This window comes from Sphingomonas phyllosphaerae, assembly GCF_029623345.1.
In the GTDB taxonomy this organism is placed as follows: domain Bacteria; phylum Pseudomonadota; class Alphaproteobacteria; order Sphingomonadales; family Sphingomonadaceae; genus Sphingomonas; species Sphingomonas phyllosphaerae_C.
In genome coordinates this window covers 22671-45406 of record NZ_JAPYKH010000014.1, presented here as the reverse complement: position 1 = coordinate 45406, position 22736 = coordinate 22671, and the positions used below count along the sequence as shown (strand labels likewise).

At 70.5% G+C, this 22736-nt stretch carries 23 protein-coding genes; 18 read left to right on the top strand and 5 right to left on the bottom strand.

The window, feature by feature from the left end:
- Position 1 precedes the first annotated feature (1 nt).
- From flgG to QBJ89_RS13785, 8 genes are all read left to right on the top strand, one after another.
- Positions 2-793 (top strand): flagellar basal-body rod protein FlgG, encoded by a 792-nt coding sequence (flgG, locus tag QBJ89_RS13820; protein WP_277981060.1) that lies wholly within the window; start codon positions 2-4, stop codon positions 791-793.
- 8 nt (positions 794-801) lie between these two features.
- Positions 802-1530, top strand: coding sequence for a flagellar basal body L-ring protein FlgH (locus tag QBJ89_RS13815; protein WP_277981059.1), 729 nt, complete (start codon positions 802-804; stop codon positions 1528-1530).
- Positions 1530-2630 (top strand): flagellar basal body P-ring protein FlgI, encoded by a 1101-nt coding sequence (locus QBJ89_RS13810; protein WP_277981058.1) that lies wholly within the window; start codon positions 1530-1532, stop codon positions 2628-2630. Before QBJ89_RS13815 ends, QBJ89_RS13810 begins: the two co-directional genes overlap by 1 nt.
- Positions 2630-2971: a rod-binding protein gene (locus QBJ89_RS13805; RefSeq protein ID WP_277981057.1), complete on the top strand. Its 342-nt coding sequence runs from the start codon at positions 2630-2632 to the stop codon at positions 2969-2971. The genes QBJ89_RS13810 and QBJ89_RS13805 overlap by 1 nt, the downstream gene beginning before the upstream one ends.
- Complete coding sequence (gene flgK / locus QBJ89_RS13800; protein WP_277981056.1) at positions 2968-4305, top strand: flagellar hook-associated protein FlgK; 1338 nt, start codon at positions 2968-2970, stop codon at positions 4303-4305. The genes QBJ89_RS13805 and flgK overlap by 4 nt, the downstream gene beginning before the upstream one ends.
- 6 nt (positions 4306-4311) lie before the next feature.
- Positions 4312-5211: a flagellin gene (locus QBJ89_RS13795; protein WP_277981055.1), complete on the top strand. Its 900-nt coding sequence runs from the start codon at positions 4312-4314 to the stop codon at positions 5209-5211.
- Between the two features lie 165 nt (positions 5212-5376).
- Positions 5377-5589, top strand: a complete 213-nt coding sequence (locus QBJ89_RS13790) for a hypothetical protein (RefSeq protein ID WP_277981054.1) — start codon at positions 5377-5379, stop codon at positions 5587-5589.
- Positions 5586-5798, top strand: a complete 213-nt coding sequence (locus tag QBJ89_RS13785; protein ID WP_183921815.1) for a hypothetical protein — start codon at positions 5586-5588, stop codon at positions 5796-5798. The genes QBJ89_RS13790 and QBJ89_RS13785 overlap by 4 nt, the downstream gene beginning before the upstream one ends.
- 152 nt (positions 5799-5950) lie before the next feature.
- Here QBJ89_RS13785 and QBJ89_RS13780 read toward each other — a convergent pair whose 3' ends face one another.
- On the bottom strand, positions 5951-7096 hold the full coding sequence (locus tag QBJ89_RS13780; protein ID WP_277981053.1) for a CaiB/BaiF CoA transferase family protein: 1146 nt from the start codon (positions 7094-7096) through the stop codon (positions 5951-5953).
- A 112-nt stretch (positions 7097-7208) separates the two neighbouring features.
- On the opposite strand from QBJ89_RS13780, the gene QBJ89_RS13775 reads away from it, so the two are divergent.
- The 3 genes from QBJ89_RS13775 (at position 7209) to fghA (ending at position 9702) form a co-directional block, all read left to right on the top strand.
- Positions 7209-8315 (top strand): S-(hydroxymethyl)glutathione dehydrogenase/class III alcohol dehydrogenase, encoded by a 1107-nt coding sequence (locus QBJ89_RS13775; RefSeq protein WP_277981052.1) that lies wholly within the window; start codon positions 7209-7211, stop codon positions 8313-8315.
- Between the two features lie 159 nt (positions 8316-8474).
- Positions 8475-8858 (top strand): VOC family protein, encoded by a 384-nt coding sequence (locus QBJ89_RS13770; RefSeq protein ID WP_277981051.1) that lies wholly within the window; start codon positions 8475-8477, stop codon positions 8856-8858.
- A gap of 13 nt (positions 8859-8871) precedes the next feature.
- Positions 8872-9702 carry an S-formylglutathione hydrolase gene (gene fghA / locus QBJ89_RS13765; protein ID WP_277981050.1) on the top strand — a complete coding sequence of 277 codons (831 nt, stop codon included), beginning with the start codon at positions 8872-8874 and terminating at the stop codon, positions 9700-9702.
- Positions 9703-9883: 181 nt separating this feature from the next.
- Here fghA and QBJ89_RS13760 read toward each other — a convergent pair whose 3' ends face one another.
- Entirely contained in the window at positions 9884-12724 is a 2841-nt protein-coding gene (locus tag QBJ89_RS13760; RefSeq protein WP_277981049.1) for a TonB-dependent receptor, read from the bottom strand.
- Positions 12725-12863: 139 nt separating this feature from the next.
- On the opposite strand from QBJ89_RS13760, the gene QBJ89_RS13755 reads away from it, so the two are divergent.
- From QBJ89_RS13755 to QBJ89_RS13740, 4 genes are read left to right on the top strand one after another with little or no spacing between them, the layout of a single operon-like run.
- Positions 12864-14435 carry a tryptophan halogenase family protein gene (locus QBJ89_RS13755; RefSeq protein ID WP_277981048.1) on the top strand — a complete coding sequence of 524 codons (1572 nt, stop codon included), beginning with the start codon at positions 12864-12866 and terminating at the stop codon, positions 14433-14435.
- Positions 14432-15148, top strand: coding sequence for a SapC family protein (locus tag QBJ89_RS13750; protein WP_277981047.1), 717 nt, complete (start codon positions 14432-14434; stop codon positions 15146-15148). Before QBJ89_RS13755 ends, QBJ89_RS13750 begins: the two co-directional genes overlap by 4 nt.
- A gap of 49 nt (positions 15149-15197) precedes the next feature.
- Positions 15198-15554 carry a GntR family transcriptional regulator gene (locus QBJ89_RS13745; RefSeq protein WP_277981046.1) on the top strand — a complete coding sequence of 119 codons (357 nt, stop codon included), beginning with the start codon at positions 15198-15200 and terminating at the stop codon, positions 15552-15554.
- A gap of 13 nt (positions 15555-15567) precedes the next feature.
- Positions 15568-16056, top strand: coding sequence for a hypothetical protein (locus tag QBJ89_RS13740; protein WP_277981045.1), 489 nt, complete (start codon positions 15568-15570; stop codon positions 16054-16056).
- A gap of 171 nt (positions 16057-16227) precedes the next feature.
- Here the strand turns inward: QBJ89_RS13740 and QBJ89_RS13735 are convergent, their stop codons facing one another.
- The gene (locus QBJ89_RS13735; protein ID WP_277981044.1) at positions 16228-17898 is read right to left on the bottom strand and encodes an acyl-CoA dehydrogenase; all 1671 of its coding nucleotides are present in this window, start codon (positions 17896-17898) and stop codon (positions 16228-16230) included.
- A 36-nt stretch (positions 17899-17934) separates the two neighbouring features.
- On the opposite strand from QBJ89_RS13735, the gene QBJ89_RS13730 reads away from it, so the two are divergent.
- Positions 17935-18861, top strand: coding sequence for an L-threonylcarbamoyladenylate synthase (locus tag QBJ89_RS13730; RefSeq protein WP_277981043.1), 927 nt, complete (start codon positions 17935-17937; stop codon positions 18859-18861).
- Between the two features lie 245 nt (positions 18862-19106).
- On the opposite strand, the gene msrA is transcribed toward QBJ89_RS13730, so the two are convergent.
- A complete protein-coding gene (gene msrA / locus QBJ89_RS13725) occupies positions 19107-19652 on the bottom strand; it encodes a peptide-methionine (S)-S-oxide reductase MsrA (protein WP_277981042.1) in 546 nt (181 codons plus the stop codon).
- 67 nt (positions 19653-19719) lie between these two features.
- Between msrA and galE the strand changes: the two genes are divergently transcribed.
- Both galE and QBJ89_RS13715 read left to right on the top strand, forming a co-directional pair.
- Positions 19720-20730, top strand: coding sequence for a UDP-glucose 4-epimerase GalE (galE, locus tag QBJ89_RS13720; protein ID WP_277981041.1), 1011 nt, complete (start codon positions 19720-19722; stop codon positions 20728-20730).
- Positions 20727-21560, top strand: coding sequence for an HpcH/HpaI aldolase/citrate lyase family protein (locus QBJ89_RS13715; protein WP_277981040.1), 834 nt, complete (start codon positions 20727-20729; stop codon positions 21558-21560). Before galE ends, QBJ89_RS13715 begins: the two co-directional genes overlap by 4 nt.
- Positions 21561-21689: 129 nt before the next feature.
- On the opposite strand, the gene QBJ89_RS13710 is transcribed toward QBJ89_RS13715, so the two are convergent.
- Positions 21690-22397, bottom strand: coding sequence for a phosphatase PAP2 family protein (locus tag QBJ89_RS13710; RefSeq protein WP_277981039.1), 708 nt, complete (start codon positions 22395-22397; stop codon positions 21690-21692).
- Positions 22398-22736: the final 339 nt, after the last annotated feature.

The following is a 22736-nucleotide window of genomic DNA, read 5'->3' as shown; positions in this document are numbered from 1 at the left end:
CATGACCACGTCCGCCATGCACATCGCGCGTACCGGGCTCGACGCCCAGGACACGCGCATGCGCGTCATCTCGAACAATCTCGCCAACGTCAGCACCACCGGCTTCAAGCGCGACCGTGCCTCGTTCGAGACCTTGTCCTACCAGGTCGTCACCGCCGCGGGCGCGCAATCGACCGCGGAGAGCAAATACGCCACCGGGCTCAATCTCGGCACCGGCGTGCGCGTGCAGGGCACGTCGCGCACCGAGACGCAGGGCTCGATGAACCAGACCGGCAACAGCCTCGACCTCGCGCTCGACGGCGACGGCTATTTCCAGGTGCAGATGCCCGGCGGCCAGCTCGGCTACACGCGCGCGGGCAATTTCTCGCGCTCGCCCGAGGGCCTGCTGATCACCAGCCAGGGCTATCAGGTGATGCCGGGCATCACCGTGCCCGCCAACGCGACGCAGATCACGATCGGGCTCGACGGCACCGTCTCCGCCACCGTGCCGGGGCAGGACCAGGCGCAGAACCTCGGCCAGATCCAGGTCGCCAGCTTCCCCAACCCGGCGGGCCTCACCGCGACCGGCGACAATTTCCTCACCGAGAGCGCCGCCAGCGGTGCCGCCAACCTCGGCGTCGCCGGCGAGGACGGCCGCGGCCGCGTTCGCCAGGGCACGCTCGAGGCGAGCAACGTCAACGTTGTGGAGGAGCTGGTCGACATGATCGAGACCCAGCGCGCCTATGAGGTCAACTCGAAGATGATCTCGGCGACCGACGACATGCTGAAATACGTTAACCAAAACATGTCATAGAATCGGCCATGAACCGTCTCTCTCCTCTCCGCCGCCGCGTGCGGGTCGTGCTGGGCAGCGCGCTCGGCGCGCTCGCCGCCGCGGCGCTGGTGCCCGCCCCGGCGCACGCCGGGCTGCTCGGCAAGGTGCTCAAGAAGAAGCCGGCGGAGGATTTCTCCGCGGTGCACGCGCCGGCCCAGCCGCCCGCGCCGCCCGCCGCCAACGGTTCGATCTTCCAGGTCGCCGACGGCTATGCCGCGCTGTACGAGGGCTGGCGCGCGCGCCGGGTCGGCGATCCGCTGACGATCGTGCTGGTGGAGCGCACCGCCGCTTCCAAATCCTCCTCGTCCAAGCTCGCCTCGGACGGCAGCTTCTCGCTCACCCCGCCGTCGACCGGCCCGCTCGGCGGGATCGTCAGCGGCACCGACGTGGGCTCGAGCGGCAAGCGCGGCTTCAACGGCACCGGCACCGCCGACCAGGCCAATTCGCTCTCGGGCGAGGTCTCCGTCACCGTCGCCGAGGTCTATCCCAACGGCACGATGCTGGTGCGCGGGCAGAAGCGCGTGACGCTCAACCGCGGCGACGAGTTCGTCCAGATCAAGGGTATCGTCCGCACCGCCGACGTCGACCGCGACAACCGCGTGCCCTCCACCCGCGTCGCCGACGCGCAGATCGCCTATACCGGCAAGGGCGACGTCGCGCGTTCCAGCCGGCAGGGCTGGCTATCCCGCTTCTTCCAGGTCGTGAGCCCGTTCTGATGATACGCCAGCTGCTCCTTGCGCTCGCCGCGCTCGCCGCCGCCGTCGCCGGCCCCGCCCACGCCGACCGGATCAAGGATCTCGGCGGCTTTCAGGGCATCCGCGCCAACCAGCTGACCGGCTATGGCGTCGTGGTCGGCCTGCCCGGCACCGGCGACGACAATCTCGAATATACCGTGCAGTCGGTGAAGGCAGTCGCGTCGCGCTTCGGCCTCCAGCTGCCCGCAGGCGTCAACCCGGGGCTGAAGAACGCCGCGGTGGTGCTGATCACCGCCGAGCTGCCCGCCTTCGCCAAGCCCGGCCAGCGGATCGACATTACCGTCGCCTCGATGGGCAAGGCCAAGTCGCTGCGTGGCGGCAGCCTCGTGCTGACCCCGCTGCTGGGCGCCGACGGGCAGGTCTACGCCATGGCGCAGGGCAATCTTGCGGTCGGCGGGCTCGGCGCCGAGGGCGCGGACGGCTCCAAGATCGTCGTCAACATTCCCTCCACCGGCCGCATCCCCGAGGGGGCGACGGTGGAGCGCGCGGTCGCGACCGGCTTCGCCGACACGCCCTTCGTCACCTATAATCTCCAGCGCGCCGACTTCACCACCGCGCAGAACGTCGCCGCCTCGATCAACCGCAAGTTCGGCGCGGGCGTGGCGCAGGCGATCGACGCGGTGTCGGTCGCGGTGCGCGCGCCGACCGGCGCGGATGTCCGTGCCACGCTGATGAGCGAGATCGAGAACCTCGACGTCGCCTCGGCAGAGCCGCCCGCCAAGGTGATCGTCAACGCGCGCACCGGCACGGTGGTGATCAACTCGGCGGTGCGAGTCGGCGCGGCGGCGGTGACGCACGGCAAGCTCACCGTCCGCATCGACGAGAACCAGCGCGTCAGCCAGCCCGCGCCGCTCAGCCAGGGCCAGACCGCGCTGGAAAATCGCTCCAACGTTCAGGTTTCGGAGGAGAAGAAGCCGATGTTCCTGCTCAATCCCGGCCCCAAGCTGGCCGATGTGGTGAAGGCGGTGAATGCGATCGGCGCGAGCCCGGCCGATCTCGTGGCGATCCTCGAGGCGCTGAAGGAAGCCGGCGCGCTCAAGGCCGAGCTGGTGGTGCTCTGATGGCGGACACCCCCACCAGCGGAGTCGGCGTCGCGATCACCGGCAAGACCGGGCTCGACACCGGCCTCAGCCGCGACGCCACCAAGACCAACCTCGACAAGGCCGCGCAGCAGTTCGAATCGGTCTTCACCGGCATGATGCTGAAGTCGATGCGGCAGGCCAAACTCGCCGACCCTTTGTTCGACAGCAAGGCGCTCACCACCTTCCGCGACATGTCGGACCAGAAGGTGGTGCAGGAGATGGCGACACACAAACCGATCGGCATCGGCGCGGCGATGAGCAAGTTTCTCGCGCAATCTCAACCGGATCTTAACGGGAATCATGGCACGCCGGTGGAATGAGTGATCTGCTCTCCATTGGCGCTTCGGGCGTCCGCGCGTACCAGACCGCGCTGACGACGACGTCGGAGAACATCGCGAACGCCGGCAACGCGTCCTACGTGCGGCGCAGCGCGACGATCCGCGAGGTGCAGGCGAGCAACGGTTTCAACTCGTCGCTCAACGGCATGGGCGCGGTGGTCGACGGGATCGCGCGCAACGGCAGCCCTTATCTCGAAGCCTCGGTGCGCAGCGCCAGCTCGGATGCCAAGAAGACCGAGGCGAGCACCGTGTGGCTCGAGCGGATCGAGGGCGCGATGACCGGCGGCGCGCTGTCGAACAATCTCACCGGCTTCTTCGCGGCGAGCACCGCGCTCCAGGCCGAGCCGACCTCGAGCGCGCTGCGCGCCGGCATGCTGGGCAGCGCGGCGACGCTGGCCGATTCGTTCAAGGTCACCGCCAAGGCGCTCGACGACGGCATGGCCGAGCTCGACACCAAGGCGCAGCAGACCGTTGGCGAGCTCAATCGCCTGAGCCAGGCGCTGCTCAAGGTCAACCAGGGCATCGTCAAGTCGCAGCCGGGCTCGTCCGCGGCGGCGAGCCTGGCCGACCAGCGCGACGACCTGCTCACGCAGATGAGCGGGCTGACCGAAGTTGATGTCCAGATCGACGATTTCGGCCGCGCCACGGTGCGCGCCGGCGCGAGCAACGGTCCGACCCTGGTCGACCCGCGCGAGGCCAGTGAGATGAGCTACGCGCGCACCGGCGGCAATGCGGTGCTCAACGTGCTCAAGCCGAGCGGCGTCGCGATCCAGGCCAACCCCGAGGGCGGCGCGCTGGCGGGGATGATCGAGGGCGCGCAGCGGATCGCCGCCACGCGTGACCAGCTCGGCGCGATCGCCACCGACCTCACCACCAGCGTCAACGATTTGCAGAAGCAGGGCCAGGATCTCACCGGCGCGCAGGGCCAGCCTTTCTTCGCCAACACCAGCGATCCCGCCGACTTCAAGGTGGCGCTGACCGACGGCAGCCAGATCGCCGCGGCCAAGACCGGCGGCGGCGTGCGCGACTCGTCCAACCTCGCCGCGCTGGCGCAGCTGCGCACCGGCAATAAGTTCGAGAGCAAGGTCCAGGCGCTCACCACCGACAATGCCGCGACGCTCAAGCAGCGCCGGCTGGTGGGCGACGCGCAGACCGCGATCTACGACGGCGCGGTGACCGCGCGGTCGGAGGCCTCGGGGGTCAACCTCGACTCGGAGGCGGTCGACCTCGTCCGCTTCCAGCAGGCCTATCAGGCGTCCAGCCGCGTGATCCAGGTCGCGCGCGAGACCTTCCAGTCGATCCTCGAGATCAGGTAAGCCGCCATGCAGATCTCCAGCAACCTCCTCTACGATCGCTCCGCCGCCCGGATGGGCGCGCTGATGATGACCGCGACCAAGCTGCAGACGCAGATCGCGACGGGCAAGAAGATCAACTCGCCGTCCGAGAATGTCGCGGTGGCGCAGCAGCTCGCCGAGTTCGACCGCAAGGACGCCGACGCGGGCGCGTTCAAGACCAACCTCGATCTCGCCGGTTCACTGCTCAAGCAGGCCGACGGTACGCTGGGCTCGATTACCGAGCAGATGCAGCGCGCTACCGAGCTGGTCAACAACGCCGCCACCGACACGCTCGGCGCGTCGGACCGCAAGGTGATCGGCGACCAGCTCCAGTCGGTGATCGCCACGCTGGTGTCGCTCGGCAACACCAACGACCTGCGCGGCCAGCCCTTGTTCGGCAGCGCGGCGGGCACGGCCGCGGTGATCGACAACAAGGACGGCACCTTCACCTACAATACCGCGCCGAGCCTGTCGGAGGTGCCGATCGGCGAGAACGGCCTGTCGATCCAGCCGACCGAGACCTCGGCGCGCATCTTCAATTCCGGCAAGGGCGACACGCTGGCGATGCTGTCGGCGCTGGCCACCGCGTTGCAGGCGGGCGAGCCGACCGGCGAGAAGGCGCGCGCCGCGATCGACTCGCTCAAGACCGCGAGCGACCAGGTCTCGACCGTGCAGGCCTCGGTCGGCGCCCGAGCGGCGCGGGTCGACCTGCAGCAGAACCTGCTGACCAACGCCAGCGTCGACCGCGCCGAGCTGCGCTCGACGCTGGAGGACACTGACGTCACCCAGGCGTACACCGAGCTGTCCAAGACGATGACGATCCTGTCGGCGACCCAGTCGAGCTTCTCCAAGCTGTCGCAGCTGTCGCTGTTCACCTACCTGCGCTGATCGCGCGGTCGCGGCCCTCGTGCTCCTGCCGACGCAGGGGCCGAGACCCGCGTGAGCCGCCGCTTGCGGCCCTGGGCTCCCGCCTGCGCGCGCGCTCGTGTGCGACACAAGGAACCGGCGTCGCCGCGCAGCATTGATGCAGCGCAACGACGAGGGTTTATCCACATGGGTGCCACCACCATCGGCGCGCTGATCGGCGGCGCGATCGACGCCATGTCGGGCGACGACAGCGCGGCGGACGGGGCGCTCTACGGCGCGATTACCGCCAATGTCCTCAAGCTCGTCCTGCCCGTCGCGTTCACCTACGCGATCGGCTGGGGCGTGCTGAAGGGGGTGGAGACGCTCGGCGACGCCATCTCGGAAAAGGTAAAGTCATGATCAGGACCATCATTGGCGCGCTGCTCGGGCGCGAACTCGACCGGCGCGACGGCCGCGGCGGCGTCGGCGGCGCGATGGTCGGTGCACTCGCAACCCGTGCGGTCACCAGGATGGGACCGCTCGGCATGGCGCTGGGCGGCGCCTATGTGGCCAAGAAGGCTTATGACCGCCATCGCGCGACTCGCGCGGGCGTGCCGCCGCGGGCCTGAAGTAAGTCCTCCCCGCTTGGCGGGGAGGGGTATCGCCGGACGTAGGTTGGTAGTGGAGGGGGCTCTCCCCAGGCGACGTCGTGTGTGCCCCCCCCCGCCACCACGCCCTTCAGGCGAGGTCCGCCTGCCCACAAGCGGGGAGGAATGTAGGCTCACCGCCACTCGGCCTCCTCATGCTCGCCCAGCCGCGGGCTCGCGCGTTCGGCGATCACCCGCGCGCCGTCGTAGACGATCGGCGTCGCGAGCCCGGGCAGCCCCTCCACGAGCAGTCGCATCCCGCGCGCGACCACCTGCGGGTCGGCGAACACCTCGTCGATGCGGTTGACCGGACCGACCGGCACCCCCGCCGCCTCCAGCGCGGCAAGCAGCGCGGCGCTTGTCCACGTCAGCGTGCGCCCGATCAGCACCGGCAGCAGCGCCGCGCGGTTCGCCACGCGCGCCGGGTTGGTGGCGAAGCGCGCGTCCGCCGCCAGCGCCGGGACCGCGAGGACCGCGCACAGCCGCGCGAACTGGCGGTCGTTGCCCACCGCCACGATCAGGTCGCCGTCGCTCGTCGGGAAGCTCTGGTAGGGCGCGAGATTGGCGTGGCCGTTGCCCATCCGCCGCGGCACCGTGCCGCCGACCATCCAATTGAGCGCCTGGTTGGCGAGCACACCCACCTGCGTGTCGAGCAGCGCCATGTCGATGTGCGTGCCCGCGCCCGTGCTTGCGCGCGCGTGCAGCGCGGCGAGGATCGCGACCGTGGCATAGACGCCGGTGAACAGATCGGCGGTGGCGACCCCGGTCTTCTGCGGCGGGCCGTCGGGCTCGCCGGTGATCGACATCATCCCGCCCATGCCCTGGACGATAAAGTCGTAGCCGGCGCGCGCCGCATAGGGGCCGGTCTGGCCGAAGCCCGTAATCGAGCAGACGATCAGCCGCGGGTGGCGCGCGCGCAGCGTCGCCGCGTCGAGCCCGTATTTGACCAGCCCGCCGAGCTTGAAATTCTCGATCACGACGTCGGCACCCGCGGCGAGCGCGGCGACGCGCGCCTGGCCCGCGTGCGTGGCGATATCGACCGCGACCGAGCGCTTGCCGCGGTTGCAGGCGTGGTAATAAGCCGCCGACAAGTCGCTGCCGTCGGCGCCGCGGACGAAGGGCGGCCCCCAGTGGCGCGTGTCGTCGCCCTCGCCGGGACGCTCGACCTTGATCACGTCGGCGCCGAGATCGGCGAGCAGCTGCCCGGCCCAGGGGCCTGCGAGGATGCGCGCCATCTCGAGCACGCGCAGGCCGGCGAGGGGGCGGGGAGTGTCGGTCATCGCAGCGGTGTAGCGGCGCGCGGCGCGGTGCAGAAGGGTCCCGCGACGGTTGAAGCCGCGGCGCCCGCGGCATAGAGACGCAGCCGATCCTGACACATAGAGAGGCCGCCCCATGAAGACCCGCGCCGCCGTCGCGTTCGAGGCCAAGCGGCCGCTCGAGATCGTCGAGCTCGACCTCGAGGGGCCCAAGGCCGGCGAGGTGCTGGTCGAGATCATGGCCACCGGCATCTGCCACACCGACGCCTATACGCTCGACGGGCTCGACAGCGAGGGGCTGTTCCCCAGCGTGCTCGGCCACGAGGGTTGCGGCGTGGTGCGCGAGGTGGGCGCGGGCGTCACCAGCGTGGCGCCGGGCGACCATGTCATCCCGCTCTACACGCCCGAGTGCCGCCAGTGTAAGTCGTGCCTGAGCGGCAAGACCAACCTGTGCACCGCCATCCGCGCGACGCAGGGCAAGGGGCTGATGCCCGACGGCACCACGCGCTTCAGCTACAAGGGCCAGCCGATCTACCATTACATGGGCTGCTCGACCTTCTCGAACTTCACCGTGCTGCCCGAGATCGCGGTCGCCAGGATTCGCCCCGACGCGCCGTTCGACACCAGCTGCTACATCGGCTGCGGCGTCACCACCGGGGTGGGCGCGGTGGTCAACACCGCCAAGGTCGAGCCGGGCGCGACCGTGATCGTGTTCGGGCTCGGCGGGATCGGGCTCAACGTCATTCAGGGCGCGAAGCTGGCGGGCGCGCACCGTATCATCGGCGTCGACATCAACCCCGACCGTGAGGACTGGGGTCGCCGCTTCGGCATGACCGACTTCGTCAACCCACGGGACGTCGGCGATCTCGTCCCGCACCTGGTCGCGCTGACCGACGGCGGCGGCGATTATACCTTCGACTGCACCGGCAACACCGCCGTGATGCGCCAGGCGCTGGAGAGCGCGCACCGCGGCTGGGGCGAGTCGATCGTCATCGGCGTCGCCGAGGCGGGCAAGGAGATCGCGACGCGCCCGTTCCAGCTCGTCACCGGGCGCGTGTGGAAGGGCACCGCGTTCGGCGGCGCGCGCGGCCGCACCGACGTGCCCAAGATCGTCGACTGGTACATGGACGGGATGATCCAGATCGACCCGATGATCACGCACCGGCTCAGCCTCGACGAGATCAACAAGGGCTTCGACCTGATGCACGCCGGCGAGAGCATCCGCAGCGTGGTGGTGTATTGAGGAAAAACGATCCTCCCCGGAACGGGGAGGGAGACCAGCCGCAGGCTGGTGGAGGGGGTTTTCCGCGAGCGCTGCGCTGCGTGATGAACCCCCTCTACCACCGGCCTGCGGTCGGCGGTCCACCTCCCCGCGAGCGGGGAGGAGTTTGGGAGAGAGATCATGTTCAGCCACGTTATGCTCGGCGCCGACGACATCGCCGCCGCCCAGACCTTCTACGACGCGACGCTTAGCGCGCTCGGCGGCTCACCCGGCGTGATCGATGAATGGGGCCGGCTGGTCTATGCGCACGACGGCGGCCGCTTCCTGATCACGCGCCCGATCGACGGCCAGCCCGCCAGCCACGCCAACGGCGGCACGCTCGGCTTCCGCGCGACCTCGCCCGAGCAGGTCGAGGCGTGGCACGCCGCGGGCTTGGCCAGCGGCGGCACCGCCATCGAGGCACCGCCGGGCGTGCGCCACGTCACCGGCGGCCGCGAGCTGTACCTCGCCTATCTGCGCGACCCCGCGGGCAACAAGGTCTGCGCGACGTACCGCGTCGCCTGAGCGAGGAGCAAGCATGGAGACCGTCTCGACCGCGCGCGCGCACGGCGGCACGCAGGGCGTGTACCGCCACCGCAGTGATGCGACCGGCACCGACATGACCTTCTCGGTCTACGTTCCCGATCACGCGCCGGGCGCGACGCTGCCGGTCGTCTGGTACCTCTCGGGGCTGACCTGCACCCATGCCAATGTCACCGACAAGGGCGAGTATCGCGCGGCCTGCGCGCGCCACGGCCTGATCTTCGTCGCGCCCGACACCAGCCCGCGCGGCGAGGAGGTGCCCGACGAGGACCGCTGGGACTTTGCCAAGGGCGCGGGCTTCTACGTCGACGCCACCGAGGCCCCGTGGTCGACGCATTACCGGATGTGGTCCTATGTCACGGAGGAGTTGCCCGCGCTGGTCGCGGCCGCCTTCCCGGTCGATGCGGCGCGCCAATCGATCATGGGCCATTCGATGGGCGGCCACGGCGCGCTGACGGTGGCGCTGCGCCACCCCGGCCGCTTCCGCGCCGTCTCCGCCTTCGCCCCGATCGTGGCGCCGACGCAGGTGCCCTGGGGCGAGGCGCTCAACCGCTATCTCGGCGCCGACAACGCGGCGAAGCGCCGGCACGACGCGGTCGCGCTGATCGAGGACGGTGCGCGGCTGCCCGAGATGCTGGTCGACCAGGGCGAGGCCGACGCCTTCCTCGCCGAGCAGCTCCGCCCCGAGCTGCTCGCGCGCGCCTGCGCGGCGGCGGGCATCCCGCTCGAGCTGCGAATGCGCGCGGGCTACGACCATTCCTATCTGTTCGTGTCGAGCTTCATGGGCGAGCAGCTCGACTGGCACGCGGCACGGCTGAAGCGCTGAGCGGCGCCGACACCGGACGCCGTCCTCCTCCCCGTCAGGGGAGGGTCGGGGTCGGGCGTTCCCACGAACGTAGCGTCTGCGGAGAAGCCCCACCCCAACCCCTCCCCCGAAGGGGAGGGGCTCACTCCGAGAAGGTAGGCAAGCCCGCCTCCTCGCGACGACCAACGCGGGGCCGCCGCGATCAGAACGAGAAGCGCACGCCGGCGTCGTAGCGCGGGCCGAAGTTCTGGTATTGCAGCAGCTGGTTGTCGAACCGGCCGGTGGTGTAATATTTGGCGTTGAACAGGTTGGTGCCCTCCAGGAACACCTGGGCGTAGGGCGTGACGTTCACCGCGACGCTGCCGTCGAACTGGCCATAGTCGCGCACGAAAATCGGCTCGTTGCCGGCGCCGCCGGCGAGCTCGCGCAGGAAGCGCTCGCGCCGGTTGTAGGCGATGCGGGCCGAGATGCCGTATTTCTCGTAGAAGACGGTGGCGTTCTGCGAGTTGCCGATGCCCTCCGCGGCGAACGACTGGCCCACCTGACTGACGTCGAAGTCGCGGTTGGTGCTGACGAAGGTGGCATTGGCCTGGACGCCTAAGCCGCTCAGCACACCCGGCAGCCAGTCGAACGTGTGCACCAGGTTGAGCTCGAGCCCCTTGATGTCGAGCGACTGGGCGTTGCGCGGCCGCCGCACGCTGAAGCGCGCGGTGTTCCGGTCGACGATCAGGCCACCCACCGGCAACCCGACGCCCTGCGCGTTGCCCGCGTTGCGGATCGGAAACAGCTCATCGCCGAACAGCTGGATGATGAAATCGTCCACCTTCTTGTAGAACACCGCCGCCGAGAGCGTGGTGGTGGGCGTCGGATACCATTCGAGCGACAGGTCCAGGTTCTTCGCCTGATAGGGCCTGAGATTGGGGTTGCCGCCACTCGCGGTGAGCGTCGCCGGGCGCAGCGTGCCGATGTCGAGGCTCGGCGCCAGGTCGCCGATCGCGGGGCGGGTCAGCGTCTTGTAGGCGGCGAAGCGGACCTGCAGCTCCTGCGTGAAGTTGAGCCGCGCGTTCAGCGCGGGCAGGAAGTTGCTGTACGACGATTTCTGCGAGATCGGCGTGCCGGTCGGGCTGGCGAAGACGCCGACGTAGATGGTCGGATCGGTCGGCGGGTTGCCCTGGGTCGGGGTCAGGTCGACCAGCTGGCGCTGGCTGCCCGACGAGGTCAGCTCGGTATATTCGTAGCGCGCCCCGACGTTGACCAGCCACGGCATGCTGCCGAGCTCGCCGGAAAAGTCGACGTCGGCGTAGCTCGCCCACACCGTCTCCTTGACGCGCGTGCCCGGCTGCGGCGCGACGGCATAGCCGTTGGTCGCGGCATAGCGCGCCGCGGTCGTGCCGGGCGCGAGATTGTACTTGGCGTCGAGCGCCGAGGTCGCCGCCGGGCTCGCCAGGAAGTTGAGGTAGCGGAACGCGTCATAGGTGAGGAAGGTGGTCGGCACCGACCCGCTCGGCGCGCCGAGTCCCTTCACCGTGAAGGGCGACAGCAGCGAGGAGTCCGCCAGCGTCGGATAGCCGCAGTAGACGCAGCCGACGTCGTCGCCCGAGGTGACCGCAACGTTGGTCTTGTCGCGCGTCGTGCTCATCAAGCCGAAGCGCACCGTCTGGAGAATGCCGAGCGCCGGTTTCCACTCGTTGTTCCAGCGATATTCCTGGACCTTCTCGGTCACGTCATTGCCGTTGATCCCGGCGATGTGCGTGCGGCCCAGCGCCGGATTGGTCAGCACGCCGTCGGCGAAGCCGTTGACGGTGGGGATGCCGTTCCCGTCCGCCTGGGTGAAGGAATAAGGCGTCGGCGTGCCGATGACGGTGAAGTAAGATCCGCCGCCGCCGGCGTTCTTGGCGCGTGAGTAAGCCGCGTCGATCACCATCTTGAAATTGTTGGCCGGGTTCCACTCGGCGTTGAAGCCGCCCTCCCAGGTGGTGGTCTCGCGCAGCGCGCCCGACGAGATGAAGTCGGCGTTGCCGTTGGTGCTGAGCGAGGTGACGGTGCGGTTCTCGTCGATCTCCGCATTGGTGTAGCTGGTCGGCTCGAACCAGGCGCCGAGCGCGCGCGTCTTCGAATCGCTCTTGAACTTGTTGTACAGGCCGTCGAGCGTGAAGGTCAGCTCGTCCGTGGGCTGATATTGCGCCACCACCGTCGCGCCGAGGCGGGTACGGTCGTCGCGTGCGGTGTTCACGTCGAAGTTGCGCGGCGCATAGACGCCCGTCGCGATCGGCTTGCTGTTCGGCCCGACCGAGCTGTTGGGCAGGTAGCCGTCGTTGCTGACCGAGGCGATCTGCGCGATGCGGCGCTGGTACGACACCGAGGCGAGCAGGCCGATCTTGCCGTCGGCGAAGGTGTTGCTGATCAGCCCGAAGCCCTGCGGCGTGAACTTGTCGCTGTTCTTCTCGTACAGCGCCTTGCCGGTGGCGATCACCTTGAAGCCCTTGAGCGCGAGCGGCCGCGGTGTCTGCACGTTGATCGTCGCGCCGATGCCGCCGCCCTGCAGCGGCGCCTGCGCGGTCTTGTACACCTGCGCGCCGCTGATCAGCTCGGCCGGGATCAGGTCGAACGAGAAGGCGCGGTTGTAATTGTCGCTGGCGAAGCTGCGGCCGTTGAACAGCACGGTGTTGAAGGCGGGCCCGAGGCCGCGGACGCTGACCTGCGCTCCCTCGCCGTTGGTGCGGTCGATCGCGACGCCGGGGATGCGCTGGAGCGACTCGGCGACGTTGGCGTCGGGGAATTTACCGAGGTCTTCCGACGAGATCGCGTCGAGGATGCCGACCGCGTCGCGCTTTTGCGCGGCGGAGGAGGCGATGCTGCCGCGGATGCCGGTGACGACGATCTCGCCCGCGTCGCCGTCCGCCTGGCTCGGCGGGGCAGCCACCGCAGGCGGCGCGTCCTGCGCCAGCACCGGAGTCGCGGCGATCAACGCGCCGATCGCACATCCCATGCCCCCCGAAAACAGAAAAGCACGCGCCGTCACTTGCCGAAAGCTGGTCGCCACCGTCATCCTCCCCTATCACAGCCACACTTGTTATGCGTGTGCTGTTGAAACAGTCTCACGGATATATCTGACAAATACAAGTGGGATCGATTACATAAACGGCGCGAAGACGTCGCAGCGGAGAGGTGTGAGAAGGATAATGTCGGCTAATCAACGGCATGACGACGGGCCCGTGACCCAAGTCGTGGTGGTCGGCGGCGGCTCGGCGGGATGGATCGCGGCCTGTCGACTCGCCGCCCAGGCGCAGCGCACGCGCAGCGGCGTCGCGGTGACGCTGGTGGAGTCCGCCCGCATCCCCACCGTCGGGGTCGGTGAGGGCACCTGGCCGACGATGCGCAACACCCTGGCGAAGATCGGGATCTCCGAGACCGACTTCGTCCGCGGCTGCGACGCGGCGTTCAAGCAGGGCGCGCGGTTCGCTGGCTGGACCGATGATTCGCCGGGCGAGGGCTATTATCATCCGCTCAACCCGCCCGCGGGCGCGACCGAGCTCGACCTCGCGCCGCACTGGCTCGCCCAGTCGGACGCGCCGGCGGCGGCGGACTTCGCCACCTGGGTCGATTTCCAGGCAACTCTCTGCGACGCCGGGCTGGCGCCCAAGTCGATCACCACGCCCGAGTGGGTCGGCCAGGCGAATTACGCTTACCATCTCGACGCGGGCAAGTTCGCGACGCTGCTGCGCGAGCATGCGGTCGAGCGGCTCGGCGTGCGCCACGTGATCGGCGACGTCGCCCGGGTCGAGCAAGCCGATGGCGGCGACGTCACCGCGCTGGTGCTCGCCGACGGTGAGCAGATCGCCGGCGACCTGTTCGTCGACTGCACCGGCTTCGCGGCGTTGCTGATCGGCGGCGTCTATGGCGTGCCGTTCCGCCGCTGCGGCGACGTGCTGTTCGCCGACCGCGCGATCGCACTGCAGGTGCCGTACGACAGCGAGGACGCGCCGATCACCTGCCACACCGTCTCCACCGCGCAGGCGGCGGGGTGGATCTGGGACATCGGGCTGTGGACGCGCCGCGGCGTCGGCCATGTCTACAGCAGCGCGCATATCGGCGACGACGAGGCCGAGGCCGCGCTGCGCCGCTATGTCGGGCCCGCCGCGGATGCGCTTTCCGCGCGCCGCATCACGATCGACGGCGGGCATCGCGAGCGTTTCTGGCAGAACAACGTCGTCGCGGTCGGCCTGTCGGCGGGGTTCATCGAGCCGCTCGAGGCCTCGGCGCTGATGCTGATCGAGGCGTCGATGGATGCGATCGCCGACCGGCTGCCGCGCACGCGCGGTGCAATGCATGTCGCCGCGCGCCAGTTCAACGCCGCCTTCACGCACCATTGGGCGCGCATCATCGAGTTCCTCAAGCTCCATTATGCGATCACCAAGCGCACCGACACTGACTTCTGGCGCGACAATGCCTCGCCCGCGACCTGGCCCGACGGGCTCGCCGAGCGGCTCGAGCTGTGGCGCACCCAGCCGCCCGCGCCGCAGGATTTCGAGCATGCGCGCGAGGTCTTCTCCTGGCCGAGCTACCAATATGTACTGCACGGCATGCGCTTCGACGCACGTTATGCCGCGATCGATCCGGCCGCGCCCGAGAGTGCGTTGGCACGACGCCATCTCGCCCGCGCCGAGCGCGCGCGCGCCGAGGCGGTGCAGCGGCTGCCGCGCCACCGCGACCTGATCCGTGCGGTGCGCGAGCACGGGTTGCAGGCGGTTTGAGCGGCCTGGTCGCGCTCGACCCGGCTCGCCACGGGGCGCTGCGCTTCGACGCGGCGGCGGCGGGGCGGGGGCGCGCGATCGCGCAGCTCGGGCGCGGCGAGATCGCGCTGGCGGCGTGCGACATGCCGCTGTGCTTCGCCAAGGACGGCGGCACCGGTCGCTTCAATCTGGTCGCGCTGATGGCGCTGGGCGGCGACAATCTCTTCGCCGGTGCCGGCGGCTTCCACGCCACCTACATGCCCCAGGCGGTGCTGCTCGGCGCCTTCCGCCTCGCCGAGGGCGGGACCGGGCTCGCGATTGATCCCGCCGACGCGTCGCTGGGCGCGCGCGGCGCGGCGTTGATGGAGCGCGGCGCCGCGACGTCGCTGGTGAACGAGCTGCGCGGTGCCCTGCGGCGGCTGGTCGAGGACGTCGCCGCGGCGCACGCGTTGGCGAAGGCGCTCGCGCGGCACCGGCTGCTGCGACCGTGGCGACTGGTGCTGCGCCGCGCCGACGCGCGCGAGCACGCCATCGACGGACTCTACACGATCGACGAGGAGGCGCTCGCCGCGCTCGACGAGGCCGCGGTGGTGGCGCTCCACCGCGACGGGGCGCTCGCCGCGGCGGCGGTGATCGCCGCCTCGCGCCACCAGCTCGAGCGGCTGCGCCAGCTCCATGACGCGGCGCATCCGGAGGACCGGATCGTCGCGGACGAGCTGCCAGTGGAGGACTGACGCGCGCGGCTCGGCTCGACAATCACGTTGCATAGTGTATTAACGCAGCATGGCAGCGCTCAGCAGCGACGACTCGCCGGTCTACCTCCGGCTACGCGGCACGATCGCCGCGGCGATCCTGCGCGGTGACTATGCCGCGGGCGATCAGCTGCCCTCGGTGCGCGCGCTCGCCGCCGAGCACGGCGCCAACCCGCTCACCGTCGCCAAGGCCTATCAGAGCTTCCAGGACGACGGCTATGTCGAGGTGCGCCGCGGCGTCGGCATGTTCGTGCTGGCAGGGGCGGCGGAACGGCTGCGCCGCGCCGAGCGCGAGGATTTCGTCGTGCACCAATGGCCGCGCATCCGCGAGCGGATCGAGCTGCTCGGGCTCGACGCGACCGACCTGCTCGAACGAGTCGCCGGCTGAGGCGTTGTCCGGCGTGATGCGACGCCTGATCTCCCTCGCGGCCTGCGCCGCGCTCGCCGCCTGCCAGCAGCAGCCCGACCAGCCCGGCAACACGGCGCCTGTCTCCACGCCCAGCGCGTCGCCCAGCGTCGCCGCCACTCCGGTCGCGGCACTGGCGCGGTACGTCGGCCATTATCCGACCGACGCGGTGGAGGGGGGCAGCAGCTTCCTCGCCGATCCGGCCGTACAGGCGGCGGTCGCGGCGGCGGTGCCCGACGCGACGGTGCGCGCGCGCGTGCTCGACAGCGACGTCACCGCCACGCCGATCGCGGAGGTGGACGGGCGCGTGCTTTCGTACGGCTGCGAGCCGCACAATTGCGGGCCGCACAATTGGGCGATCGCGATGTCGCCGGACGGGCGCACCGGCGCGGCCTGCTATTTCGACGCCGACCGCAAGGTGGCACGCTGGTACCCTGATGGCGCGGGGCCGAACCCGGCAGGCGGGTGCCCGTCGGGGGAGTGAGCGGGCGAGTGCAGGCTAAGGTGCTCCGCTGCCGCCACGTTCGTGCCCCGGCCTGCGCCGGGGCACCCGGATGAGGTCATCGGGTGCGTTTTCCTTCTACCGCCCCGGCGTGCGCCGGGGTGGAGCTATCGGGGAAGCGCCGGGTAGCCGCCGTCACCCTCCGGTCTGGGCCTAGAACGCCCCCGCCGGCAGCGCGTACAGCACCGCGGCGCTCGCGCTCGCCGCGGCCTCCAGCCCCAGCGCCTCGGGCACGATCTGGTCGAGGTAGAAGGCGCAGACCGCGCGCTTCACCGCGTCGGCCGCGGGCACCGCCGCCTGGCGTTCCATCAGCCAGCCGCACGACGCCACCGACAGCATCGTCAGGAAGGGATAGCTCGCCGCCTGGCGGTCGTCCGCGCTCGCCCCTTGGAGCCGCCGCCCGACCGCCGCGCAGGCGTCGACCAGCCGCACCAGCGCGGGATGGCGCGCGTCGCGGCGCAGATCCGCGATCAGGTCGGCGAAGGCGCCGCCGTTGGCGAGCGCGAGCTTGCGTCCGACCAGGTCGGCCGCCTGGATCCCGTTGGTGCCCTCGTAGATCGGCGTAATTCGCGCGTCGCGGAAGAACTGCGCCGCGCCGGTCTCCTCGACATAGCCCATCCCGCCGTGGACCTGCACGCCCAGGCTCGCCACCTCGTTGCCGATATCGGTGGCGTGCGCCTTGGCGAGCGGGGTCATCATCTCGAGCCGCTCGCGCGCCTTGGCGTCGCCGAGCGTGGCGCGATCGACCTGGCCGCAGGAGTAATAGACGAGCGCGCGCGCCGCCATGGTCTGCGCCTTCATCCGCAGCAGCATGCGGCGCACGTCAGCATGCTCGACGATCGCCGCGGGGGCGCCGTCGCGCGCGCCCTGGATGCGGTCGCGCGCATAGGCCGCCGCCTTCTGCGTCGCTCCCTCGGCCACCTGCACGCCCTGGACGCCGACGTTGAGCCGCGCGTTGTTCATCATCGTGAACATGGCGCGGATCCCGCCATATTCGGGGCCGATCAGCTCGCCGACGCAGTCGCCGTGATCGCCGAACGACAGCACGCAGGTGGGCGAGGCGTGGAGCCCCAGCTTGTGCTCGATCGACATCGCGCGCACGTCGTTGGGCGTGCCGTCGAGCCGCACCTTGGGCACGAGGAACAGCGAGATGCCGCGCGTCCCCGCGGGGGCGTCGGGGGTGCGCGCCAGCACGAGATGGACGATGTTGTCGGCGAGGTCGTGGTCGCCGAAGCTGATGAAGATCTTGGTGCCGCTGATCAGGTACGTTCCGTCGCCTCGCGGCGTGGCGGTGGTGCGCAGCGCGCCGACGTCGCTGCCCGCCTGCGGCTCGGTGAGGTTCATCGTGCCGGTCCATTCGCCGGTCGCCAGCTTGGGCAGATAGGTCGCCTGCTGCTCGGGCGTGCCGTGATGCGCCAGCGCCTCGATCGCGCCGACACTGAGGATCGGCGCGAGCGCGAAGCCCATGTTGGCGGTGCCGAGCGTCTCCAGCACCGCGGCCTGGATCACGAAGGGCAGCCCCTGGCCGCCCCAGCGCTCGTCGACCCCGATCGTGCCCCAGCCGCCCGCGACATAGGCCTGATAGGCGGCGCGATAGCCCTCGGGCATCACCACGCCCTCCGGGGTCCAGCGCGCGCCGACGCGGTCGCCCGCAAGGGCGAGCGGCGCCCATTCGCCCTGCGCGAACGCGCCGATGCCCTCGAGCACCGCCTCGACCGTGTCCGCGCTCGCGGCGGCGAAGCGCTCGTGCGCCGCGATCTCGTTCAGTCCGACGACGTGATCGAGGACGAAGCGCTGGTCGGCGATGGCGGGCACGAAGGTCATTTCTCTCTCCTGTGCGCCCTCGCTATACCCGCCACGATGCGTGCTCAACTCCCCGAGATCAGACGCTACGGCACGGCCGCGGTCGAGGCCGCGGCGGCGGCGATCCGCGCCGGCGGGATCGTCGCGGTGCCGACCGAGACGGTCTACGGCCTCGCCGCCGACGCGCGTGATTCGCGCGCGGTGGCGCGGATCTACGCCGCGAAGGGGCGGCCCAGCTTCAACCCGCTGATCGTCCACGTGCTCGATCTCGCCGCGGCGGAGGCGCTGGCAATCTTCGACGACGACGCGCGGGCGCTGTCGGCGCGCTTCTGGCCGGGGCCGCTGACGCTGGTGCTGCCGCTGCGTGCGGGAGCGGGGGTGGCGTCGCTGGTCACCGCCGGGCTCGACACGATCGCGCTGCGCGTGCCGGCGCATCGTGCGATGCGCGCGCTGCTGGCGGCGAGCGGCGCGCCGCTGGCGGCGCCCTCGGCCAATGCGAGCAACGCAATCAGCCCGACCCGCGCCGAGCATGTCGCGGCGAGCCTCGGCGCAGCGGTGCCGCTCATCCTCGACGACGGCGCGACCGAGGCGGGGGTGGAGTCGACGATCGTCGCGGGGCGGACGATCCTACGCCCCGGCCCGGTCACCGCCGAGATGCTGCGCGACGTGCTGCCGGTCGCGCCGGGCACGACCGCGCACGTCAGCGCGCCGGGCCAGCTCGCGAGCCATTACGCGCCGCGCAAGCCGCTGCGGCTGGAGGCGGTGACCGCCGAGCCCGACGAGTGGCTCATCGGCTACGGCGCGGTGGCGGGCGATGATACGCTCTCGGCGGCGGGCGACCCAGTCGAAGCGGCGGCGCGGCTGTTCGACTCGCTCCACCGCGCCGACGCGAGCGACCGCGCGCGGATCGCGGTGGCGCCGGTGCCTGAGGCGGGCGTGGGGGTGGCGATCAACGACCGGCTGCGGCGCGCAGCGCGGCGGTAGGCGCGCGCGACGTGTTCGCGCGCGGCGGCTCCCTCGCCGAGGCCGCCGGTCGCGCCGTCGGCATCACCCCAGGCGGGCCACGGCGTCACTGCCCCCGAGAGGTCCCGCCTGTCGCTCAGGCGGACTCGCCGGTGCGGCTGACGGCAGGGTGGACTGGCCACGACACCCGCTCCGTCGCTTGGCGGGCACGTCGCTGCCGGCGCGTGCGATCCCCTCCCCGTCAGGGAGGTGGCGCCGCCAGCCCGTCACACCGCCGGCGCGCTCGCCTTGCTGCGCGCGGCGAAGCTCTTGCGCAGCTTCTGCAGCTTGGGCGGGATCACCGCCATGCAATAGGGGTTTGAGCGGCCGGAGGTCTCCCAATAATCCTGGTGGTAGCCCTCGGCCGGGTACCAGTCGGCGAACTCCTCGATCGTCGTCACGATCTTGCCCGACACATCCTGCTGCGCCCGCGCGATCGCCTGGTTGGCCTGCTCCTCCTGCATCACCGTCTCGGGGAAGATCGCCGAGCGATATTGCGTGCCGACGTCGTTGCCCTGACGGTTGAGCTGCGTCGCGTCGTGCGTCGCGAAGAAGATGTCGAGCAGGTCGGCATAGCTCACCTGCGCGGGGTCGAAGCCGACGCGGATCGCCTCGGCGTGGCCGGTGTCGCCGCCGCACACCTGCTTGTAGGTCGGGTTGGGGACGTGGCCGCCGATATAGCCGCTCTCGACGGTCTCGACCCCGATCACGTCCTTGAACACCGCCTCGGTGCACCAGAAACAGCCACCCGCCAGCGTCGCATAGTCCGTCATGAAAAGCGTCTCCTTTACGTGTCATGTAGGAAGCCGCTAGGCGGCGGCAACGGCACAGGAGACAGGCATGACGCAGGACGCGACGCTCGACGGCAAGGTAATGGTAACCGGCGGTGCCGGCTATATCGGTAGCCACGCCGTGCTCGCGCTGCTCGACGCCGGCTATGACGTCGTCGTCATCGACAATCTCGTCACCGGTTTCGACTGGGCGGTCGACGAGCGCGCCGCCTTCGTCAACGTCGCGGTCGAGGACGCGCGCGTCCGCGACGTCATCCGCGAGCACAATGTGCGTGCGATCATGCATTTCGCAGGGTCGGTCGTGGTGCCCGAGTCGGTCAGCGACCCGCTCAAATATTACCGCAACAACACCGCGGCGACACGCAGCCTGATCGAGAGCGCGGTGGCCGAGGGCGTGCCGCACTTCATCTTCTCGTCGACCGCGGCGACCTATGGCACGCCCGAGCGGGTCCCCGTCGCCGAGGACGACCCCAAGGTGCCGATCAACCCCTATGGCATGTCCAAGCTGATGACCGAGCATATGCTCAAGGACGTCTCGGCGGCGCACCCGATGAATCATTGCTGCCTGCGCTACTTCAACGTCGCCGGCGCGGACCCGCACGGGCGCAGCGGCCAGTCGACCGTCGGCGCGACCCACCTGATCAAGATCGCGGTCGAGGCGGCGACGGGCAAGCGCGCCGCGGTCTCGGTCTACGGCACCGACTTTCCGACCAACGACGGCACCGGGGTGCGCGACTATATCCACGTCAGCGATCTCGCCGAGGCGCATGTCGCCGCACTCAAGCTGCTGATCGAGCAACCGGGCGAGAGCCATACGCTCAACTGCGGCTATGGCCGCGGCTTCTCCGTGCTCGAGGTGCTCGACGCGGTCGACCGCGTGACCAACCACCCGATCGAGCGCCGCCTCGAAGGGCGCCGGGCGGGCGACCCGGCCGAGCTGGTCGCCGATAATCAAGCGATCCTGCGCACGATCGACTGGTCGCCGAAGCGCGACGACCTGGAGGGCATCGTCCGCGACGCGCTGGCGTGGGAGCGCCGGCTCGCCGAACGCGCGCGGTGACGTGGCGCTCGCTCCTGTTCGTGCCGGGTGACCGGCCCGAGCGGATGGAGAAAGCGCTTGGGCTCGGCGCCGACGCGCTGATCCTCGACCTGGAGGATGCGGTCGCGCCCGCCGCCAAGCCGGCCGCGCGCGACGCGGTGCGCGCGCTGGTGGAGCGGGCGCCGGACGGGCCGGCGCTGCTGGTGCGGGTCAACCCTGTCACCACCGAGGCGTTCGCCGCCGATGTGGCCGCGCTGGCGGGCGCGCCGCTGACCGGGGTCGTGCTTCCCAAGGCGGAGGGGCGCGCCACGGTAGCCGCGCTGCGCGCCGCGCTGCCCGGCGACTATGCGGTGCTGCCGATCGCGACCGAGACGCCGCGCGCGGTCTTCGCCCTCGGCGACTATGACACCGGCGGGCTGGCGGGGCTGACCTGGGGCGCCGAGGATTTGCCCGCCGCGATCGGCGCGCTGTCGTCGCGCGAGGCCGACGGCGGCTATACCGACCCGTACAAGGTGGTGCGCGCGCTGGCGCTGTTCGCCGCTCACGCCGCCGGGGTGCCCGCGATCGAGACGGTCTATCCCGACTTCCGCGACCTCGACGGGTTGGCCGCCTATGCCGCGCGCGGGCGGCGCGACGGCTTCACCGGCATGATGGCGATCCACCCCGCGCAGGTGGCGGTGATCAACGCCGCGTTCACGCCGGGGGAGGCGGAGCTCGTCGCGGCTCGGCGCGTGATCGCACTGTTCGAAGCCAACCCTGGCGCGGGCGCCCTCCAGCTCGACGGCCGCATGGTCGACGCGCCGCATCTCGCCGCGGCACGGCGGCTGCTGGCGGCGGCGCGCGCGGACTAGCGCGCTAGGCCAGCTCGCCTGGGCTCGCGGTGCTCCTGCGGACGCAGGAGCCCAGAGCCGCGTCCGTCACCCTTGTGGCCTTGGCTCCGGCGTTCGCCGGAGCACGAGCACGTGTCGGTGGATCAAAGGCTAGCGCGCCAGCGAGCGCCGCAGCGTCGCGCCGAGCCACCACCACAAGGCCGCCCAGCCCGTCCCGGCACACCAGCCCGCCAGCACGTCCGACGGCCAATGCACGCCGAGATATACGCGGCTCACCCCGATCGTCCCCGTCAGCAGGATCGCGATCACGAAGATGTAGCTGCGCACCGCACGGCCCTCGGCGACCTGCGCCACCAGCCCGGCGAGCGTGAGATAGACCAAGGCGCTGTTGGTCGCGTGCCCGCTCGGGAAGCTCAGTCCGGTGACCTGGACAAGATGGTCGACCAGCTCGGGTCGCGGCCGACCCACCCAGTGTTTCGCCTGCGCCGCGACGATCGAGCCGCTGATCGTCGCCGCCGCGGACAGCGCCGCGGTGAGCCACAGCCGCCGCACCATCAGCAGGCCGATCGTCCCCGCCACCACCAGGGTCAGCACCGTGCCACTTCCCAGCGCGGTGACGTCGACCAGCGCGGCGTGGAGCCAGGCCGGGCCGATCGGCTGCGCCGGGTCGCCGGGGACACGCAGCGCGAGCATGATCGCGCGGTCCCATGCGAGCGGCGCGCCACCCCCGACCAGCAGCGCCAGCAGCCCCACGCCGACCAGCCCGGCGAGGCCGAGCGCGATCCACAGGACGGGTGGGGCGGGCGGGGCATCGCGCGGCTCCTCGGCGGGGACGGCGCGGTCGATCATCGTCTGCATGGTCGGCGACAACGAGCGAGTGGCGGGAGCGCTGCGTCGGGGTGGTGAGATTCCTCGGGAGCGGAGCTCGGTCCGAGCTTGGCGAGGGGCTGCGTCACCGGCGATGGACGCGTGATTGCCGGCCCCGTTGCTCTCCTCTGGCCCTCGCCTTCCCCTCCCCGTCATCCCCGCGTAGGCGGGGATCCATAAACGCGGACGTCGCGGCTCCTACGAAGGTCCGCAAGTCTTGATGCCTGCCTTCGCAGGGATGACGCGAAGGGGGAAGGCGCGAGATCATTCGCCCGCACATCGCCGACCTTTCGTGTCGCTAAGCTGGAACCAATCGCCACATACGCGACA

What these genes read in the sequence shown, in the direction of transcription:
- flgG (WP_277981060.1), top strand. Translation starts at nt 2, where the DNA reads ATGACCACGTCCGCCATGCACATCGCGCGTACCGGGCTCGACGCCCAG.
- QBJ89_RS13815 (WP_277981059.1), top strand. Translation starts at nt 802, where the DNA reads ATGAACCGTCTCTCTCCTCTCCGCCGCCGCGTGCGGGTCGTGCTGGGC.
- QBJ89_RS13810 (WP_277981058.1), top strand. Translation starts at nt 1,530, where the DNA reads ATGATACGCCAGCTGCTCCTTGCGCTCGCCGCGCTCGCCGCCGCCGTC.
- QBJ89_RS13805 (WP_277981057.1), top strand. Translation starts at nt 2,630, where the DNA reads ATGGCGGACACCCCCACCAGCGGAGTCGGCGTCGCGATCACCGGCAAG.
- flgK (WP_277981056.1), top strand. Translation starts at nt 2,968, where the DNA reads ATGAGTGATCTGCTCTCCATTGGCGCTTCGGGCGTCCGCGCGTACCAG.
- QBJ89_RS13795 (WP_277981055.1), top strand. Translation starts at nt 4,312, where the DNA reads ATGCAGATCTCCAGCAACCTCCTCTACGATCGCTCCGCCGCCCGGATG.
- QBJ89_RS13790 (WP_277981054.1), top strand. Translation starts at nt 5,377, where the DNA reads ATGGGTGCCACCACCATCGGCGCGCTGATCGGCGGCGCGATCGACGCC.
- QBJ89_RS13785 (WP_183921815.1), top strand. Translation starts at nt 5,586, where the DNA reads ATGATCAGGACCATCATTGGCGCGCTGCTCGGGCGCGAACTCGACCGG.
- QBJ89_RS13780 (WP_277981053.1), bottom strand. Translation starts at nt 7,096, where the DNA reads ATGACCGACACTCCCCGCCCCCTCGCCGGCCTGCGCGTGCTCGAGATG.
- QBJ89_RS13775 (WP_277981052.1), top strand. Translation starts at nt 7,209, where the DNA reads ATGAAGACCCGCGCCGCCGTCGCGTTCGAGGCCAAGCGGCCGCTCGAG.
- QBJ89_RS13770 (WP_277981051.1), top strand. Translation starts at nt 8,475, where the DNA reads ATGTTCAGCCACGTTATGCTCGGCGCCGACGACATCGCCGCCGCCCAG.
- fghA (WP_277981050.1), top strand. Translation starts at nt 8,872, where the DNA reads ATGGAGACCGTCTCGACCGCGCGCGCGCACGGCGGCACGCAGGGCGTG.
- QBJ89_RS13755 (WP_277981048.1), top strand. Translation starts at nt 12,864, where the DNA reads ATGTCGGCTAATCAACGGCATGACGACGGGCCCGTGACCCAAGTCGTG.
- QBJ89_RS13745 (WP_277981046.1), top strand. Translation starts at nt 15,198, where the DNA reads ATGGCAGCGCTCAGCAGCGACGACTCGCCGGTCTACCTCCGGCTACGC.
- QBJ89_RS13735 (WP_277981044.1), bottom strand. Translation starts at nt 17,898, where the DNA reads ATGACCTTCGTGCCCGCCATCGCCGACCAGCGCTTCGTCCTCGATCAC.
- QBJ89_RS13730 (WP_277981043.1), top strand. Translation starts at nt 17,935, where the DNA reads ATGCGTGCTCAACTCCCCGAGATCAGACGCTACGGCACGGCCGCGGTC.
- msrA (WP_277981042.1), bottom strand. Translation starts at nt 19,652, where the DNA reads ATGACGGACTATGCGACGCTGGCGGGTGGCTGTTTCTGGTGCACCGAG.
- galE (WP_277981041.1), top strand. Translation starts at nt 19,720, where the DNA reads ATGACGCAGGACGCGACGCTCGACGGCAAGGTAATGGTAACCGGCGGT.
- QBJ89_RS13710 (WP_277981039.1), bottom strand. Translation starts at nt 22,397, where the DNA reads ATGCAGACGATGATCGACCGCGCCGTCCCCGCCGAGGAGCCGCGCGAT.